Genomic DNA, 16,843 nt, shown 5'->3' on the forward strand with positions numbered 1-16,843 from the left:
TTCTCCCGGTCTTTCCGGCTCGTCCCGGCCTTGGGGCGACGGCGGCTTCCCCGAGCACCAGGGACAATGGCCTGCCAAAACCCATCTCGGCCATGCCGACGAGCATCAGCAGAATGTGCTTCAGCGCGTCCCGGTATCCCTCGATTGTCGTACTCGCGTCTCCGAAGTCCAATGCCGCCTCCTTTCGTTCCCGCGAGGGAACCGGCGGCAAGTATGAGGCAGGTTTTGGGGAGGGGGATGAGAATCTTGTTGGGTAGCGTTTCGGGCGTCGGGCAGACGAAGGTGCGATCAGCAAAAACAATGGCTTGGTGGTGGATGTCGACGTGTGTGCAAAAAAAATTGCGTTTGGTGGCGATTTTTCATCCCCGTTTCGGGGCGCCGTGCCGCGCTTTTTCAGGACCGCCGGAGCATTTCGCCGCGGTTACGGCATGTTCCCAGGGTCTCCGCACTCGCTTCGCTCCTGCTCCGCCCCAGGATGATGAAGTATGGGGCTCTCCCGCCAATCTCCAACGTTGGCGATTGGCGGACCTTCCAACACTTCGTCAATTTGGTGCGGAGCGGGCCGGGGGCCGGTCGAAAACAATGTCATGCCTGCAAAAGCAAATAGAATCAGCCCAGTGGCGGCAAGGCCGGTGGGTTTTCGCGCAACAAGCATGACCGAAGGAGCAGGCGTCGAGCGTCGGCGAAAAAGGCGCGGCAAGGGTTGCTTGCCGCGCCTCGGGTAAAACACCGCGGGAGCGCTACGCTCCGGGCTGAGTCAGATCACCTGGAAGTCGGCGACTGATATCGCCGGGTTGCCGGTGAGCGTGGCGAACTGGATGGCGATGCCTACCCCGTTGCCGTCGGCATCGTAGAAGAGTTTCCCCGTGTCGGTTTCGTAGATGATATGGTCGTTGGCGTCCTGCGCCGTGCCGGTGGTGTTCGCCCGGAAGTAGCCGGACAGAAGCGCACCGTTTGCTCCGAGGGCGGCAAAGATGGCATTGTCCAGCCGGATCGTGTCGTCGGCCGCCGAGAAGTCGGCGATGGTGTCGATATTGGATGCGCCGAGCGCGGTGGAGAAGACGAAGAAGTCTTTCGCCGCGCCGCCGCTGAGCGTGTCCGACCCGGCTCCGCCATCGATCACGTCTGCGCCGTTCAGGCCGGAGATGGCATTGGCCGCGGAATTGCCGCTCAGCCGGTCGCCGAAACCGGAGCCTTCGAGGTTCTCGATGGAAATGAACGTATCGCCGGCCGCCTCGCCGGTGTTGCCGGCGGGGGCGGCGAGATTGACAATAACGCCCGCCGCCGCGCTGGCATAGGAGGCGGTGTCGGTTCCATTTCCACCATTGAGATAGTCGGCGCCGGCGCCGCCGGACAAAAGATCGTTGCCGTCGCCGCCGCCAAGCTTGTCCTCTCCGTCGCCGCCTTGCAGCGTGTCGTTGCCGCCAGCGCCGCGAAGCACATCGATACCGCCGAGGCCGGTCAGCGTATTGGTGCCAGCGTTGCCGTCGAGCGTGTCGTTGAAGGCGGAGCCTTCGAGGTTTTCGATGGAGGCGAATGTGTCGCCCTTGGCCTCGCCGGCATTGAGGGATGGATCGGCGAGGTTGGCTTTCACGGCAGCCGCAGCCTGGGCATAGGAGGCGGTGTCACTGCCAAGGCCACCGCTGAGATAGTCGGCGCCAAGGCCACCATTGAGGACGTCGTTGTGTTCGCCGCCGCTGAGTTTGTCATTACCGGCGAAACCCTCAACGATATCGTTACTCCAGCCACCTTCGATGCTATTTGCTCCACCGTTGCCGGACAAATAGTCTCGATAGTCCGTGCCGATTAGGTTCTCGATGGACGAATATGTGTCTCCGCGGGCCTCCAACGCATTTAGCGATGGATCGGCAAGATTGACGCGTACACCGCCCCACCCGAAGTTGTCGAAATAAGAAACGGTATCAATCCCGAGACCGCCGCTCAGATAGTCCGCGCCAGCGCCGCCAAACAGGATATCATTGCCGTCGCCGCCGAACAGGCGATCAGCGTCATAGCTTCCTTGAAGCGTGTCCGCAAAAGCAGATCCAATTGCGATCTCAATGTCCTGAAGGTCGTCACCCTCGGCGTAGCCGCCGTAATTGCCCGAAGAATCCAATTGGACCTTAACTCCAGACGTCGATTTCGAATAGTCGACCTTGTCCAAGCCTTCGCCGCCGGCCATTGTATCTGCGCCGAGGCTTCCATAAAATGTGTCATTGAAGGTCGAGCCGACAAACGAATCGCTCTTGGATGTTCCAAAGGCCGTGTAGCCAGATGTAAGATTTTCTCCAGATATAGTTATTGAAGTGCTTGATTTGATATTCCCTAGGAAATCAATCGTTCCTCCAGTGCCTTCCAGAAAAATATCAACTACGGATTTTGACAGAATCAGCGATTGAAAAGATGACAATGTATCTATTCGTCCGATCAAATGGTCGTCAGTGGAATTACCGAACTTCAGGGTTTCAACATTCTTGACGGTCGCCTTTCCGAATGAAGCACTTACTAAAAACAGAGTGTCGTTGCCCTCTCCACCATCTACTGCGCCGCCTGAGGTCGGAAAGAAATAACTGTTGAGCGTGTCATTGCCTGCGCCACCATTCAAGACATCGGAATCAAAGCCACTGATCGTGTCGTTCCCATCGCTCCCATTCATTACGTCCGCAAAGTCCGACCCATAGATAATATCATCACCTTTGGATGCAGTAACGTGTATACCGGAATTGGAAAAGGAGCCTGAGATGCGCAGGGAATAACCATCTCCTATAGAGTTCGACAAGTCTACCGAAGATCCGTCTCCATGCAACTCGATTACAATCGTGCCACCCAGCAATGGCGAGCCAATGATGGTGTCAAATTCGTCGACTATTTGGGCAAGTCTCGATTCGGATACAGCGAACTCAGCGCTGAACGAGAAGTTAAGTTCTAGAACTTCTATGTTGCTGAATTGAGCAGTGTCGATTGGCTGGTTGTACCAAACATATGTATCGGAGCCGGAACCGCCGTCTATGGTGCTCCCTTTATCAAAGCTGGAAAGTATGAACCGGTCATCCCCACCACCACCTTTCAACGTGTCCAGTCCGCCTTCGACTCCATCGATCCACCCATCGAATGTGTCCGCATCCGCGGTGCCGGTGATCGTGTCGTCGCCTGTCGTAAGCAGATAAGTGGTCATGGAATTTTCCTGGTCGAATGCCATTGCGCCGGGTGCCGGCGAGCAAAGAAAGTTTTCGGGATCGTTGATTGTCTAGCGGTCAGTTCGTTCCCCTCCCGCGTGGAACAGAGCCGGCCGGTTGTATTGTCCTTCGCTGTATCTCAACGCATGCTTGCCGAGTCAACCAGGGTGAGTACTTCATTCGTACGAGGGGAAATTGGCCGCAAGCGGGCGTCAGGTTTCCCAGTTCCAGAGCGGCTCACAACCAGTCCTTGAGCGGCCAGCGCCCGGACTATTGACACCGCTTTTCATCCATGCAGAAATTGGTTGGACCATTGAACCACTGGCGATCAGCGTGACGGAATTCAGCCTCCCCCCTGTGCAGACGACGGCGCGCGACGATGCGGTGCTGAAGGCGCTTGCCCGTTTCGTCTGGCAGGAGGCGCTGGGCCTGGGGGAAAGGCTGCCGACCGAACGCATCCTCGCCGAACGGTTGAGGGTCAGCCGCAATACGGTGCGCGAGGCGTTGACGCGCTGGGAAGGGCTTGGCCTTGTCGAGCGCCGGCAAGGCAGCGGCACCTATCTCAAGGCGGCGATTTCGCCGGATATGCTGCACATGCCGCTGACGCTGGCCGGCGGCAACGATTTCACCGGCCTTATGCGGACGCTGGAAATACGCCGTGCGCTTGAAGCGGAAGCAGCGGCGCTTTGCGCCATTCGCGCCGGCAAGGCCGACATCGCCATCATCGGCCGCAAGCTCGACATCATGGAAGAGGCCTTCCACACCCGCGCCGGCATGTCGGCGGAAGAGGACTGGGAGTTCCACCAGTCGATCTACCGGGCCTCCGGCAACCCGCTGTTCGAGCAGATCATCGCCGCCATGCACGAGCTGTTCCACCGCTTCTGGGAACATCCCCTCGGCGTGCGCGATTTCGGCCATGCCAGCTTCCCGTTTCATCGCACGATCTACGAATGTGTCGTCGCCCGCGATCCGGAAGGTGCGCGGGCCGAGGCGCTGAAGCTCATGGCCACCGTCGAGAACGACCTGAAGCGCGGCGCCGCGCAACTCAAACTCCCGGACCGCACATGAACCAGCCCCCCTTCGGCTTCGACAGGAATTACATCCACGAGGCGGCGACGCTGCTGGCGCATGACGATCCGTTCCCCGGCGGCGCGGTGGTGCCGCCGATCTACCAGACCTCGCTTTTCACCTTCGCCAATTATGCGGAGATGGCCGACACTTTTGCCGGGCGGCGGCGGCAGCCGATCTATTCGCGCGGTGACAATCCGACCGTCATGGAATTCGAGGCGCGTGTCGCAGCACTGGAAGGCGCGGAGGCGGCGCGCGGCTTCTCCAGCGGCATGGCTGCGATCAGTTCCACGGTGCTTGCCTTCGTCGGCAGCGGCGAGCGCGTCGTCGCGGTCCGCAACTGTTATGGCGACGCCTACAGGCTTTTCGAGCGGCTGTTCCCGCGCCTCGGCATCAAGGTCGACTATGTCGACGGCTCCGACCCAGACGCGGTGGCGGCGGCGCTCCCCGGCGCAAAACTGCTCTACCTCGAGAGCCCGACCTCGATGATGTTCGAGTTGCAGGACATCGGCCATCTGACCCGGCTTGCCAAGGAACAAGGCGTCATCACCACCCTGGACAATAGCTGGGCGACGCCGATCTTCCAGAAGCCGATCCTGCACGGCGTCGACCTGGTGCTGCATTCGGCCTCGAAATACCTCGGCGGGCACAGCGACACGGTCGCAGGCGTGGTCGCCGGCTCGGCGGCCCACATCAGGCACATCAACGAGCAGACCTATTCCTCGCTCGGCGGCAAGCTCTCGCCCTTCGAGGCATGGCTGCTGCTGCGCGGCATGCGCACCCTGCCGCTCAGGCTGCCGCATCATATGAAAAGCGGGCTGACGATCGCCGAGAGGCTGAAGGCCCACCAGCAGGTCGAGCGGATCAACCACCCGGCTTGGTCCAACCATCCGGGAAAGGCGACGCTTGGCGGCTATGCCGGGCTGTTTTCCTTCGAGGTGACCGAGGATGTCGATATCCCGGCCTTCGTCGACGCGCTCAAATATTTCCGCATCGGTGTGAGCTGGGGCGGGCATGAGAGCCTCGTCGTGCCGGCGAAAGCGTCATTGGAACAGACGCCGGGCCTGAATTCCATGGCGCGCTTCGGCGTCAGCCCGAGAACCATCCGCTTCAATGTCGGATTGGAGAATGTCGAAGATCTCTGGGCGGACGTCGAACAAGCCTTCGAGAAAGCCAAACGATAAACAATGGGAGTAAGGGAAATGAAGAAACTGAGCATGCTCTTGAGCGCGGCCGCCGGCCTCGCGATGTTCGCCACCGGCGCGCTGGCCGATACGACGCTGAAGATGGTGGAGGTGATCACCAGCCCGCCGCGCACCGAATTCCTGCAGAAGCAGATCGCCGCCTTCGAGGCCGCCAATCCCGGTATCAAGGTGGAACTCGTCTCGCTGCCCTGGGGCCAGGCCTTCGAAAAGTTCCTGACCATGGTGCAGGCCGGCGACACGCCTGATATCGTCGAGATGCCGGAACGCTGGATGGCGCTCTACGGCAATAACGGCCAACTGGAAGATCTCGGTCCTTACATGGCCAAGTGGGCGGACGCCGCGACGCTCGGCGAGCGCGCAAAACAGTTCGGCTCCACGGTCGGCGGCAAGCAGTACATGATCCCCTATGGCTACTATCTCAAGGCCATGTTCTGGAACAAGAAGCTGTTCAAGGAAGCCGGCCTCGACCATGCCCCGGCGACGCTGGACGAGTTCGTCGCCGATGCCAAGAAGATCGCCACCATCCCCGGCAAATACGGCTACTGCCTGCGCGGCGGCCCCGGCGCCACCTTCGGCATGAACATGTTCATGAACACTGCCAACGGCAAGGGCGGCTGGTTCAACGAGGATGGCACGGCGCTGATCAACGAGCCGGGATCGGTCAAGGGCCTGGAGATGCTGGCCGACCTCTACAAGAGCGGCGCGGCACCCAAGGATGCCGTAAGCTGGGGCTTCAACGAGACCGTCACCGGCTTCTACACCGGCACCTGCGCCATGCTCGACCAGGATCCGGACGCGCTGATCGGCATCGCCGACAAGATGAACAAGGACGATTTTGCCGTGGCGCCGGTTCCTATGGGCCCGACCGGCAAGGGTTTTCCGACGCTTGGCTATGGCGGTTGGGCGATGTTCTCGGATTCCGAAGCCAAGGACGAGTCCTGGAAGCTGATGGAAGCGCTGCTGTCGCCCGCCGCAAACCTCGAATGGGCAAAATTCGTCGGCGTACTGCCGATCCACAACGGCGCCGAAGAGAACGAATACTTCAAGTCGGAGCAGTTCAAGGGCTGGTTCGACGAGCTGAACGGCGGCGACAAATTTGAATTCGTCACCCCGCCGACGCACCTCGAAAACCTCGGCAACTTCACCGACAACATCGCCATCAAAGGCTTTCAGGAAGTGCTGCTCGGCCAGCGTCCGGCCAAGGACGTTGCCGACGAATGGGCGGCCCTGCTGACCAAGGAGCAGCAGGACTGGATGGCCAAGAACAAGAAGTAGCATCAAGTCCCTCCCTCCCCTTGAGGGGAGGGATCGAGGGTGGGGGTGACCCCAAAGGCCTGATTCGCTTTCCTGATCGAACTTACCCCCACCCCTGCCCCTCCCCACAAGGGGGAGGGGTTCCTGGCAGAGCCTCATGACCTACGCCGTCGCCGAAATCGCCAGACCGCACCGCAGGCGGCTATCCCACGCCGCCGTCGAGCCGTGGCTCTATCTCAGCCCGGCCATCGTGCTGCTGGTAACCGTGCTACTGGTGCCGCTGATCGTCGGCATCAGCTACTCGTTCCGCAAATTCTCCGCCTTCAAGTCGGAATTTGTCGGCCTCGACCAGTATCGTGCCATGTTCTCGGACGCCGTGCTCGGCCAGGCGCTCGTCAACACGCTGTGGTGGACGGTCGCCAGCCTGTTCTTCCAGTTTTTCCTCGGCCTCGGCCTGGCGCTGCTGCTCGACAAAGCCTTCTTCGGACGCCGCGTCGTGCAGGCGCTGGTGTTCCTGCCATGGGCCGTCCCGTCCTTTCTGTCGGGCCTCACCTGGGCCTGGCTGTTCAATCCGATCATCGGGCCGCTGCCGCACTGGCTCTACGCGCTTGGCCTCAAGGCCGAACCGACCAGCGTGCTTTCGGACCCGGCCACCGCCATGTGGGGACCGATCGTCGCCAATGTCTGGTTCGGCATCCCGTTCTTCGCCATCACGCTTTTGGCGGCGCTGAAATCGATCCCGTCGGAACTGCATGAGGCGGCCGCAATCGACGGCGCCACGCCCTGGCAGCGCTTCACCAAGGTGACACTGCCGTTCCTGGCGCCCACCATCGCCATCACGGTCATGCTGCGGACCATTTGGATCGCCACCTTCGCCGACCTGATCTTCGTCATGACCGAAGGCGGGCCAGCCGGATCGACCAGCACGGTGCCGGTCTACATCTATGTCAGCGCCTTCAAATCGCTGGACAAGGGCTACGCCTCGGCCGTGGCCGTGCTGCTGCTCGTCCTGCTCATCCTCTACGCCGTGGCGCTGATCGCCATCCGCCGCTCGCTGGTGAGGCACGTATGAAGGGCGGCAGAATTCCGGCATTCACGCCCACACCTAGCCCCTCCCCACAAGGCGGAGGGGGATACGGAAGCGCCGACGCCAGGTCTCCCTCCCCCTTGTGGGGAGGGGTCAGAGGTGGGGGTATCTTTGCCTCGACCCGATGCGAAAGGCCACGTCCATGATTGCCGGGCGCTCGACACAAGCGCGCGTCCTCGGCGGCATCGGCCTCTACGCCGCGATTGCCGCCTACCTGATCTTCGCGCTGCTGCCGATCTACTGGACGCTGAAAATCTCGGTGACGCCGCAGTCGCTGCTCTATTCCGAGGGGATCACGCTCTGGCCGTCCCGCACGACCTTCGAAAATTACGGAATCGTGCTGCGCGCCACCGACTTCCCGCGCTATTTCCTGAACAGCGTCATCGTCTCGCTGTCCACCGCTGCCTTCGTGACCGTCATCGCGACGCTCGCCGGCTATTCCATGTCGCGCTTCACCTTCCGCGGCAAGGCGGCTCTCGCCATCATGCTGCTGCTCACACAGACCTTCCCACTGGTGATGGTGATCCCTCCCATCTACCGCATCATGGGACAGCTCGGCCTGATCAACAGCCTGACCGGCCTGATCATCATCTACACGGCCTTCAACACCGCCTTCGCAACGTTCCTGATGCAGTCCTTCTTCGACGGCATCCCCAAAGACCTCGAGGACGCCGCGATGATCGACGGCTGCACGCGAGCCCAGGCGATGCGCAAGGTGATCGTCCCGCTCACTTTGCCCGGCATGGGCGCCACGCTGGGCTTCGTCTTCACCGCCGCGTGGAGCGAGCTTCTGTTCGCGCTGATGCTCATCTCCAGCGACGCGCAAAAGACCTTCGCGGTCGGCCTGCTCACCTTCGTGGGAAAATTCGCCGTCGACTGGGGGCAGATGATGGCGGCGTCGATCCTGGCGCTCATCCCGGTCTGCATCTTCTTCGCCTTCCTGCAACGCTATCTCGTCACCGGCCTCACCGCCGGCGCGGTGAAAGGCTAAACATGGCGTCCGTCACGCTCGAAAAAGTTCAGAAAAGCTACGGCAGCGTTCATGTCCTGCACGAGGTCGACCTCGAGATCGCCGATGGCGAGTTCGTCGTGCTGGTCGGCCCGTCCGGCTGCGGAAAGTCGACCCTGCTGCGAATGATTGCCGGTCTGGAGGAAGTGTCGGGCGGCGAAATCCGCATCGGCGAGCGCCTGGTCAACGATGTCGCGCCGAAGGACCGCGACATCGCCATGGTGTTCCAGTCCTACGCGCTCTATCCGCACATGGACGTGTCGTCGAATATGGGCTTCAGCCTGATCCTGAAGAAGGCCGACAAATCGGCGATCGAGAGCCGGGTCGGCGCCGCCGCCAAGCGGCTTGGGCTGAACGGCTTTCTCTCCCGCCTGCCGCGCCAGCTTTCCGGCGGCCAGCGCCAGCGGGTGGCCATGGGCCGCGCCATCGTGCGCGACCCAAAAGTGTTTCTCTTCGACGAGCCGCTGTCGAACCTGGACGCCAAGCTGCGCGTGCATATGCGCACCGAGATCAAGGCGCTGCACCAGCAACTCAGGACGACCTCTGTCTATGTCACCCACGACCAGATCGAGGCGATGACCATGGCCGACCGCATCGTCGTGATGCATGACGGCGTGGTCCAGCAGGTCGGCCCGCCGCTCGATCTCTACGACCGGCCGGCGAACCTGTTCGTGGCCGGCTTCATCGGCTCGCCAGGCATGAATTTTCTTCAGTCGACCGTCGCAAAGGGTGGCAAGGCAGATGCGGTTCTCGCCGACGGACAGAAGCTCAGGCTGCCAGATGGTTTGCCTCTGAAAGACGGTGATCAGGTCATCGTCGGCCTGCGGCCGGAGCATATCAAGCTCACCGATCACGGGTCCCTTGATGCCGAGGTGGAAGTGGTCGAACCGCTCGGCCTTTCGACTCAGTTCTACGTCAAACTCGCCGGCCAGCAGGTGTGCGTCTTCGTCATGGGACGCACGAATATGAGGCCCGGCGATATCATCCGGCTGTCTGCCGATCCGGCCTCGCTACACGTGTTCGATCCATCGAGCGGCAACCGCATCGGATAGAGCCGCCATCTGCCCGGTTGCAGGGTTTTGCCCTGCCGGGCACTCCGCGAACCGTCGCGGCGACCAGCAAAAGTTGATGCCTAAACATCAGAAATAAACTGAAAACGACAAAGCGTTGAAAATACTTTATTTTTCTTATTTGCACGATTTTTATTAAATATGAAATGCGCCCGTAGCGCACAGCATTGCAATCCGCAAAGTCCCCGCAGAAGATATTATATCATCTGCTGCATTTTTTCGCTTCCCTTACGTCAACTCTAATGCTCTATTGAGTACGCTAAGGTGTTTGCGGCTCCCTAGCGAAACGCCTTCAGTATTAGCCTGGAGCACTTTTCGACCTCCAGGACGCGGTGACCCGGCACGAGGGGGGCGGGGCATGGATCTGGCTGGCCTGAAAACCTATCTGGACGGCCTTGGTCCGACCTTCACGCTCGCTTCCAGCGATGCAAACCTCCCGCCGGTGCTGCAGGACCTGCTGGGGACGATGCCCGGCAAGGCCATCGCGCTTACCCCACAAGGGGCAATCACCATCACAGGCAACGTGCTGACGATCGCGGCGACGAGCACTGACACCTGGCCGGTCACCGGCCTCGGCTCGGCCAAGATCGTGCTATCGACCGCCGTGCTGACGGTCACCGATGCGGCGACGCCCAGCGCCAATGCCACCCTCGGCGGGCAGCTCCCGGTTGGCGCTGGCGCCTCGGCAGGGGTTACGGTCACGCCGTTCCAGGGTTCTTCGACCTGGACGGTCGCGCTGACCGGCACCACCGGAAGCGTGACACCGACGGAACTGATCGTGCTCGGAACAGGGACGACGCTGCCCTTCACTATACCGCCCAAACTCGATCTCTTCACCCAGGTCGCGACCGTCGATCCGAAGGCGTTCGAGATCCGGTTTACGCCCGAGGGCGGCCAGCCTGCGGCTTATCGCTTCGGCGTCTCGGTCAACGGCGCGACCTGGACCCTCATTCCCAATGTCATCGACTTCGACGGCATGGATCTCGCCGCGCTGATCGGCGGAGACGGCTGGGCGGTCACCACCATCGGCCATCTCAGCGTGGGAAATGTCCCCCTCGACATCGGCGTGCAGTTCAGCAACGGTCCGGTCTGGCAGGCCTTCGTGCAACCGACGACCGGCGACACGTTCCCCGGCATCGTCGATTTCGCCAACTGGATCGTCAGCGGCAGCGGCTCGGGCACCTCGCAGGGCTTTGCCGACATCGGCCTGAACCCCCAGGCGTTCGACCTGGCACTATCACGGGTGGTGCTGAGCTTCGATCCGGCCAAGGCACAAGTGCAATCGCTTCTCATCGCGAGCGAACTCACCATCGTCGGCCTGGTCCTCGACCTCGGCCTGATCCTGCCGGACCTGACGCTGACCGGCACGCTCCACGACGGCAAGCCGGTCAAGGTCGTCGATATGCTGACCTCGGCCGGCCTCTCGACCGCCTCGGTGCCGCAGAGCCTGACCATCGCCGAGGCGAGTTTCTCGGCCGCGCCGAAGGACGGCAAATATTCCGTCAACGTCGAGGTCGACGGCATCTGGACCGAAGGGCCGGTCACGCTCGAGACGATCAAGGCCAGCGTCGACTATGCCAAGGTGACCGGCGCTTCGAGCCAGAGCCCATTCACTGGCCGGTTCGAGGCGGTGATCGGCCTCGGCAACGTGGCCGAGATCGACCTTGCGGCGGAATATGCCGGCGCCACCGCCGGCTGGACCTTCTCCGGTGGCCTGCTCGCCGGAACGACGGTTAAGATGTCCGACGTCATCAACGAACTCGGCACGACCTGGGGCATCGGCACCGTCCCCGGCCCGCTGGAGAGCCTGACGCTGACCGCGCTCTCGGTGTCCTACCAGACCGGCACCAAGACCTTCTCGTTCAATTGCGAGGGCGGCTTCACCGTCGACAAGACCGACGTCAAGGTGGTCTTCTCGATCGACCTCGCGCCCACCCAAGGCAAGAGCGCGGGCGACGGCGAGATCGTCGGCACCAAGGGTTATACGGCGAAGTTCGGCGGCTCGGTCTCGTTCGGCGGCAACACGTTCGATATCGTCTTCGATACTGAAAGCACCGGCACCGACATCTTTGTCGCCGACTACCTCCGTACCGGCGATCCGGTGGCGCTCGCCGCGCTGATTGCGGATGTGTCGACGTCGATAGCGGCCAGCATTCCGGCCGGCATCAAGATCGATCTGCAGGAGGTCAAGTTCGTCTTCCTGGCGCAGACGGGCAAGCCCAATCTCTGGGCCTTCGGCCTGCGCCTCGGCACCAGCTTCGCGCTGAACGAGATCCCGGTGATCGGGTCGAAGCTGCCGCCGGACCTGACGCTGTCGGTCGAAAAGCTGCAGATCCTCTACGCATCGGCCGTGATCGGCGATACGCAGGCGGGCACGATCAATGCGATCCTGCCGAAGAACGTGACGCCGCTGCCCGCCGCCGGCGCCGGCCAGGGCATTGCCTTCGAGGCCGACCTCACGGTCGGGTCGTTCACGAAACATCTCCAGGCCGGCGTGACGCCACCTGCCAAGATCGCTGCGGCCCTTGCTGCGCCGGCACGCCGCCGTGCGGCCGCCGTGCCCGCTGCGGCGGGATCGAACACTCCGGCCAGCGGCAGCGATCCGATCCAGTGGTTCGATCTGCAGAAACAGATCGGCGTCTTCAACTTCCAGCGCGTCGGCGTCGGCTACGTCAACAACGAGCTCGAAATCGCGCTCGACGCCTCGCTCGCGGTCGGCCCCCTCGCCTTCTCGGTCGACGGGCTGACGGTCGGCTCGCCGCTGACCGAGTTCAAGCCGAGCTTCTCGTTCAACGGCCTGTCGCTGTCGTTCGACAAGCCGCCGATCGACGTCGGCGGCAGTTTCCTGCGCGCCACGGACACGGTGAACGGCAAGGATGTGACCTCGTTCTACGGCCAGTTGAACGTCCAGGTCTCGTCGTTCGGGCTGAAGGCAGTGGGCGGCTGGACGCCCGACACCGGGTCGTTCTTCATCTATCTCAGCATCGACGCGCCGATCGGCGGGCCGCCGGCGCTGTTTGTCACCGGCATCGCCGGCGGGCTCGGGCTGAACACCAGCCTCACCCTGCCGACGGTCGACAATGTCGGGACCTACATACTGCTTCCCGGTTCAGCCCCGAAACCCGCGGACAGCCCGCGCGAGACCATCGCCAACGTGCTGACCGCGCTGCGCGACACCATCCACCCCGAAGTGGGGCAATACTGGGTCGCCGCCGGCATCTCGTTCACCTCGTTCGAGATGATCAAGGCGCGCGCCGTCATCTCGGTCTCCTTCGGGGTCGAGACGCAGATCGGCGTCGTCGGCACCGTTGCCATGACCTTCCCGACCGGCGCGCCGAACCCGGTCGCCTATATCGAGGTCGACATCCTCGCGTCGTTCACGCCCTCGACCGGGCTGCTGTCGGTGGACGGCCGCATCAATCCGGCTTCGAACCTCTTCGCCGGCTTCGTCAAGCTGTCGGGCGGCTTTGCCTTCTACATCTGGTTCTCGGGGCCGGATTCCGGCAACTTCGTGGTGACGCTCGGCGGCTACCATCCGGCCTTTGACAAACCGCCGATCTACCCGGTGGTCCCGCGCCTCGGCATGAACTTTGCGCTCGGTCCGTTCAAGGTGATAGGCGAGGCGTATTTCGCGCTGACCCCCGGCGCGTTCATGGCGGGCATCCGGATCAGCGCGACCTGGGCGCTCGGCCCGATCAAGGCCTGGTTCGACGCCGGCGTCGACTTCCTCATCGCCTGGGCGCCGTTCCACTACGAAGCGGACGCCTCCGTCGGCATCGGCTGCTCGGTGGACCTCGGGCTGTTCACGATCAACATCCATATCGGCGCCGACCTCTACATCTGGGGCCCGGAATTCGGCGGGCGCGCCGACATCGACCTCGACGTGGTGTCCTTCTCCATCGAGTTCGGCGCCGCGCGGCAGGCGCCGCCACCGGTCGGCTGGCAGACTTTCTCCGAAAAATTCCTGCCCGCCCCCTCCGACGCCCCGGTTCAGCAGGCTGCGATGCTGGCCGCCGTCCCCGGCGCCGCGCCGCCACAGAAGCTCATCACCAACGTCATCCGCGCGACGGTCGAGGCCGGCAAGCTCGCCGACGGCGGCGGGACGGTGAACTGGATCGTCGATCCCGACGCCTTCCGCATCCTGACCGCGAGCACGGTGCCGGCGAACCACGCCACCTGGGCGACCGACCCCACGACCGATCAGGAACTGCCGAATATCCTCGCCGACTACACCCGCACTGACCCGGTGCCGGCGTTGCTCACGCCGGCGGAAGGACTTGCCCTGCGCACCACGCCGCCACCGCCGCCGCCGCCCTCGGCGCCGCCCGGAATGGTGCTGATCCTGTCCCGCGACGTCAAAACGGCGGACCCGCCCGCGGTCTGGGAACCCGACCTGCACATCGGCCCGATGGACGAGAGCGACGTGATCTCGACCCACGCCATCGCGCTGACCAAGGCCGACGCCACGGGCAAATTCACCGACTATGTCACGACCTTCAGCGTCGAGCCGGTGCTCGCCCCTTCGAGCACGGCGCTGTGGGGCAAGAAGCAGCAGAAGCCCACCGCCAACGACAAACGGCTGATCGAGCATACGCTGACCGGGTTCCGCATCTCGGCGGTGCCGCGGACGCCGGCGCAGGTCAGCGGCATCCCGCTGCTCCAGTTGATGTACGGGCAGGCATACAGCGTCGACTACACCGCCGAGACGGCGACGGTGGACACCAGTTCCACCGTGACGTCGGTTATTGACGATGATGACTTCACCATCACCGTCACGGGCGCCATATCCGCGACGCTGCCGAACACCGACTTCGTGCTGAACGCCATCGGCGACACGAATGTCGCGGCGCGGCGCGCGACGATTCTCGACAACCTTGTCGCCAACGGTTTCGCGACCACGCCGTCGGCGAAGATCAACGTGACGCTGTTCGCGACCGCCACAGCCCTGACCGACTGGCCGCGCGCGGCCGTGCTGGGAGCCGCCCCATGAGCCGCGCCCCGAAACCCGCTGCAAAGGCGGCGCCACCGTCCGTCGCCGACGAATATGTCACCTTCATCCAGCACCGCATTCCCGGGCTGGCGGACGGCACCTACGAGATAACCGTATCGCAGACCGTGACCGACACCGCCGGCAAGCCGATCGCCGGCGACGGGCTCGAACGCTCCTACCGCTTTGCCGTGCAGGGCGACCGGTTCAGCATCCGCAACCCGGCCGCGACGGTGTCGAGCGTCTTCCCGGCGAACAACGCGACGGGCGAATTCGACACGGTCTTTGCCCATGCCGTCTTCAACCTCCCGGCCTTTCCGTGGTCGCGCTATCCCACGACCACAGAACCGATATCGCCGCCGCCATCGGGAAAGGACGTCGATGACGACGTGCCGACCTGGCTCGCGGTGCTGATCCTCGACGATGACGACGTGGCGGCGTATCCCAAGCTGAAGCTCGACCCGGTGACGGCGCAGGTCCGCGACCTGTTTCCGCAGGCGGCGCTGCCGCCGAAAAGCCGCAAGAGCACGCTCGGCACGTCATACTCCTATTTCGACGGGGCGACGGATACAGCCGGGCTCGAGCTCGGCGAAAGCCTTGACGACCCGATCCAGCATATCGACCTACCGATGGCGCTGTTCGTCAGCATCGCGCCGACGGTCGAGGATCTGAAGCTCACCGCCCATGTCCGCGAGGTCAGCATCGAGAACAAGCCGCTGCTGGCCGGCGCTCCCCAGCCCGAAGACCCGATCGGCACCTTTGCCATCGTCGTCGGCACGCGCCTGCCGCAGGAGAACCGAAGGACCCGCGCCTATCTCGTCTCGCTCGAGGAACTGCAGCGTTTCCTGCCCAGCGACGAGGACGGGACGACGCCGACCGGCCCGAACGTCGACATGACACGCTCGATCCGCCTCGCGGTGCTGCAAGCCTGGACCTTCTTCTCGACCGGGACCTCGGCGACCTTCACCGACCGGCTGATGGCGCTGAACGCGACGACCGACGGCTCGGCCCGCGTCACCGGCCTCAGGCTCACCGCCGATGGCGCGAGCACGCTCGTGCAGGACGCGCTCGCCATGGGCTATGTGCCGATGAACCACGCGCTGCGCGACGGCGGCAACACCGTTTCCTGGTATCGCGGCCCGCTGGCGCCGACCACGACGGTCTGGGGCGACATCAAGCTTCCCGTCTCCTCGCCCGACCAGATGACGATCTTCGACCCGACGACGGGACTGCTCGACACCTCGCTCGCAGCCGCGTGGACGCTCGGGCGACTGGTCGCGCTGCAGGACAAGACGTTCTCGGCCTCGCTCTACACCTGGAAGAAGGGGCTGACGCGTCAGGTGGTGGACGCGGCGGAACAGGAGATCATCGGCGATATCTTCAGCTCGCTCTTCGCCGCCGCACCGACGCCGCAAGCGCTTCTCGGCGCCAAGCCGGCGCCCGGGCCGGAACTGCTGCACCGGGCGATGGGCTTGTTCGCGGCGCTGAGCCCCGCCGCGCACCGCGGCGCGGACGAGCCGCCGCCCTCCAATGCCTATCCGGAGGAGGACAAGTGAGATGAGAGCAACCGTCCGCACCCGCCTCCACGCGAGCATCGCCCTGTCCTTCGCCTCGCCGGCAGCCGTCAGCGCACGTCTCGGCGCAACCGATGTGCCCCCCGACATCACCGCCTGGCTCGGCCGGCTGCACACGCTGATCGGCGTGCCCTTCCCCTATCTCGTTCCCGATGAGGGCATGCTGCCGCCCGAATCGATCCGCTTTTTCCGGCTCGACACCGCCTGGGTCGAGGCGCTGATCGACGGCGCCTTCAGCATCGGCCGCAACCTCACCTCGGCCGAAGACACCGCGACACTGGCGCCGAGCCTGGCCGCCCCGCCGGTGCGGCCAAGCCTCGTCCTCGACCAGGCGCTGCATCCGCAAGTGACAGCCAAATCGCGGATCGCCGCGCCGCTTCGCCGCCGCCGCGCCGCGACGATGCCCGCGGGTC

At 63.3% G+C, this 16,843-nt stretch carries 9 protein-coding genes and 1 pseudogene; 9 read left to right on the top strand and 1 reads right to left on the bottom strand.

The features are described 5' to 3' along the window. Positions 1-757 precede the first annotated feature (757 nt). Positions 758-3,175: a calcium-binding protein gene (locus tag ACH196_RS35890; protein ID WP_396651608.1), complete on the bottom strand. Its 2,418-nt coding sequence runs from the start codon at positions 3,173-3,175 to the stop codon at positions 758-760. Between the two features lie 334 nt (positions 3,176-3,509). Here ACH196_RS35890 and ACH196_RS35895 point away from each other — a divergent pair, with 334 nt between their 5' ends. The 9 genes and pseudogenes from ACH196_RS35895 to ACH196_RS35935 all read left to right on the top strand — a co-directional run. Then, positions 3,510-4,244 carry a FadR/GntR family transcriptional regulator gene (locus tag ACH196_RS35895; RefSeq protein ID WP_396651609.1) on the top strand — a complete coding sequence of 245 codons (735 nt, stop codon included), beginning with the start codon at positions 3,510-3,512 and terminating at the stop codon, positions 4,242-4,244. Continuing rightward, positions 4,241-5,428 (top strand): PLP-dependent transferase, encoded by a 1,188-nt coding sequence (locus tag ACH196_RS35900; RefSeq protein ID WP_396651610.1) that lies wholly within the window; start codon positions 4,241-4,243, stop codon positions 5,426-5,428. The genes ACH196_RS35895 and ACH196_RS35900 overlap by 4 nt, the downstream gene beginning before the upstream one ends. An 18-nt stretch (positions 5,429-5,446) precedes the next feature. Next, the gene (locus tag ACH196_RS35905; RefSeq protein ID WP_396651611.1) at positions 5,447-6,724 is read left to right on the top strand and encodes an ABC transporter substrate-binding protein; all 1,278 of its coding nucleotides are present in this window, start codon (positions 5,447-5,449) and stop codon (positions 6,722-6,724) included. 136 nt (positions 6,725-6,860) lie between these two features. Beyond that, entirely contained in the window at positions 6,861-7,775 is a 915-nt protein-coding gene (locus ACH196_RS35910; RefSeq protein ID WP_396651612.1) for a carbohydrate ABC transporter permease, read from the top strand. A gap of 157 nt (positions 7,776-7,932) precedes the next feature. Continuing rightward, positions 7,933-8,781, top strand: coding sequence for a carbohydrate ABC transporter permease (locus ACH196_RS35915; RefSeq protein WP_396651613.1), 849 nt, complete (start codon positions 7,933-7,935; stop codon positions 8,779-8,781). Positions 8,782-8,783: 2 nt separating this feature from the next. Continuing rightward, positions 8,784-9,851 (top strand): ABC transporter ATP-binding protein, encoded by a 1,068-nt coding sequence (locus tag ACH196_RS35920; protein ID WP_396651614.1) that lies wholly within the window; start codon positions 8,784-8,786, stop codon positions 9,849-9,851. A gap of 376 nt (positions 9,852-10,227) precedes the next feature. After that, positions 10,228-14,859, top strand: coding sequence for a DUF6603 domain-containing protein (locus ACH196_RS35925; RefSeq protein WP_396651615.1), 4,632 nt, complete (start codon positions 10,228-10,230; stop codon positions 14,857-14,859). After that, on the top strand, positions 14,856-16,412 hold the full coding sequence (locus ACH196_RS35930) for a hypothetical protein (RefSeq protein WP_396651616.1): 1,557 nt from the start codon (positions 14,856-14,858) through the stop codon (positions 16,410-16,412). The genes ACH196_RS35925 and ACH196_RS35930 overlap by 4 nt, the downstream gene beginning before the upstream one ends. Before the next feature lies 1 nt (position 16,413). Then, positions 16,414-16,843, top strand: a pseudogene (locus tag ACH196_RS35935) (hypothetical protein); the annotation flags it as partial.

This window comes from Mesorhizobium sp. IMUNJ 23232 (assembly GCF_044326205.1).
In the GTDB taxonomy this organism is placed as follows: Bacteria; Pseudomonadota; Alphaproteobacteria; order Rhizobiales; family Rhizobiaceae; genus Kumtagia.

Coding starts and splice junctions, on each gene's coding strand:
- ACH196_RS35890 (WP_396651608.1), bottom strand. CDS start 3,175: ATGACCACTTATCTGCTTACGACAGGCGACGACACGATCACCGGCACC.
- ACH196_RS35900 (WP_396651610.1), top strand. CDS start 4,241: ATGAACCAGCCCCCCTTCGGCTTCGACAGGAATTACATCCACGAGGCG.
- ACH196_RS35905 (WP_396651611.1), top strand. CDS start 5,447: ATGAAGAAACTGAGCATGCTCTTGAGCGCGGCCGCCGGCCTCGCGATG.
- ACH196_RS35910 (WP_396651612.1), top strand. CDS start 6,861: ATGACCTACGCCGTCGCCGAAATCGCCAGACCGCACCGCAGGCGGCTA.
- ACH196_RS35915 (WP_396651613.1), top strand. CDS start 7,933: ATGATTGCCGGGCGCTCGACACAAGCGCGCGTCCTCGGCGGCATCGGC.
- ACH196_RS35920 (WP_396651614.1), top strand. CDS start 8,784: ATGGCGTCCGTCACGCTCGAAAAAGTTCAGAAAAGCTACGGCAGCGTT.
- ACH196_RS35925 (WP_396651615.1), top strand. CDS start 10,228: ATGGATCTGGCTGGCCTGAAAACCTATCTGGACGGCCTTGGTCCGACC.
- ACH196_RS35930 (WP_396651616.1), top strand. CDS start 14,856: ATGAGCCGCGCCCCGAAACCCGCTGCAAAGGCGGCGCCACCGTCCGTC.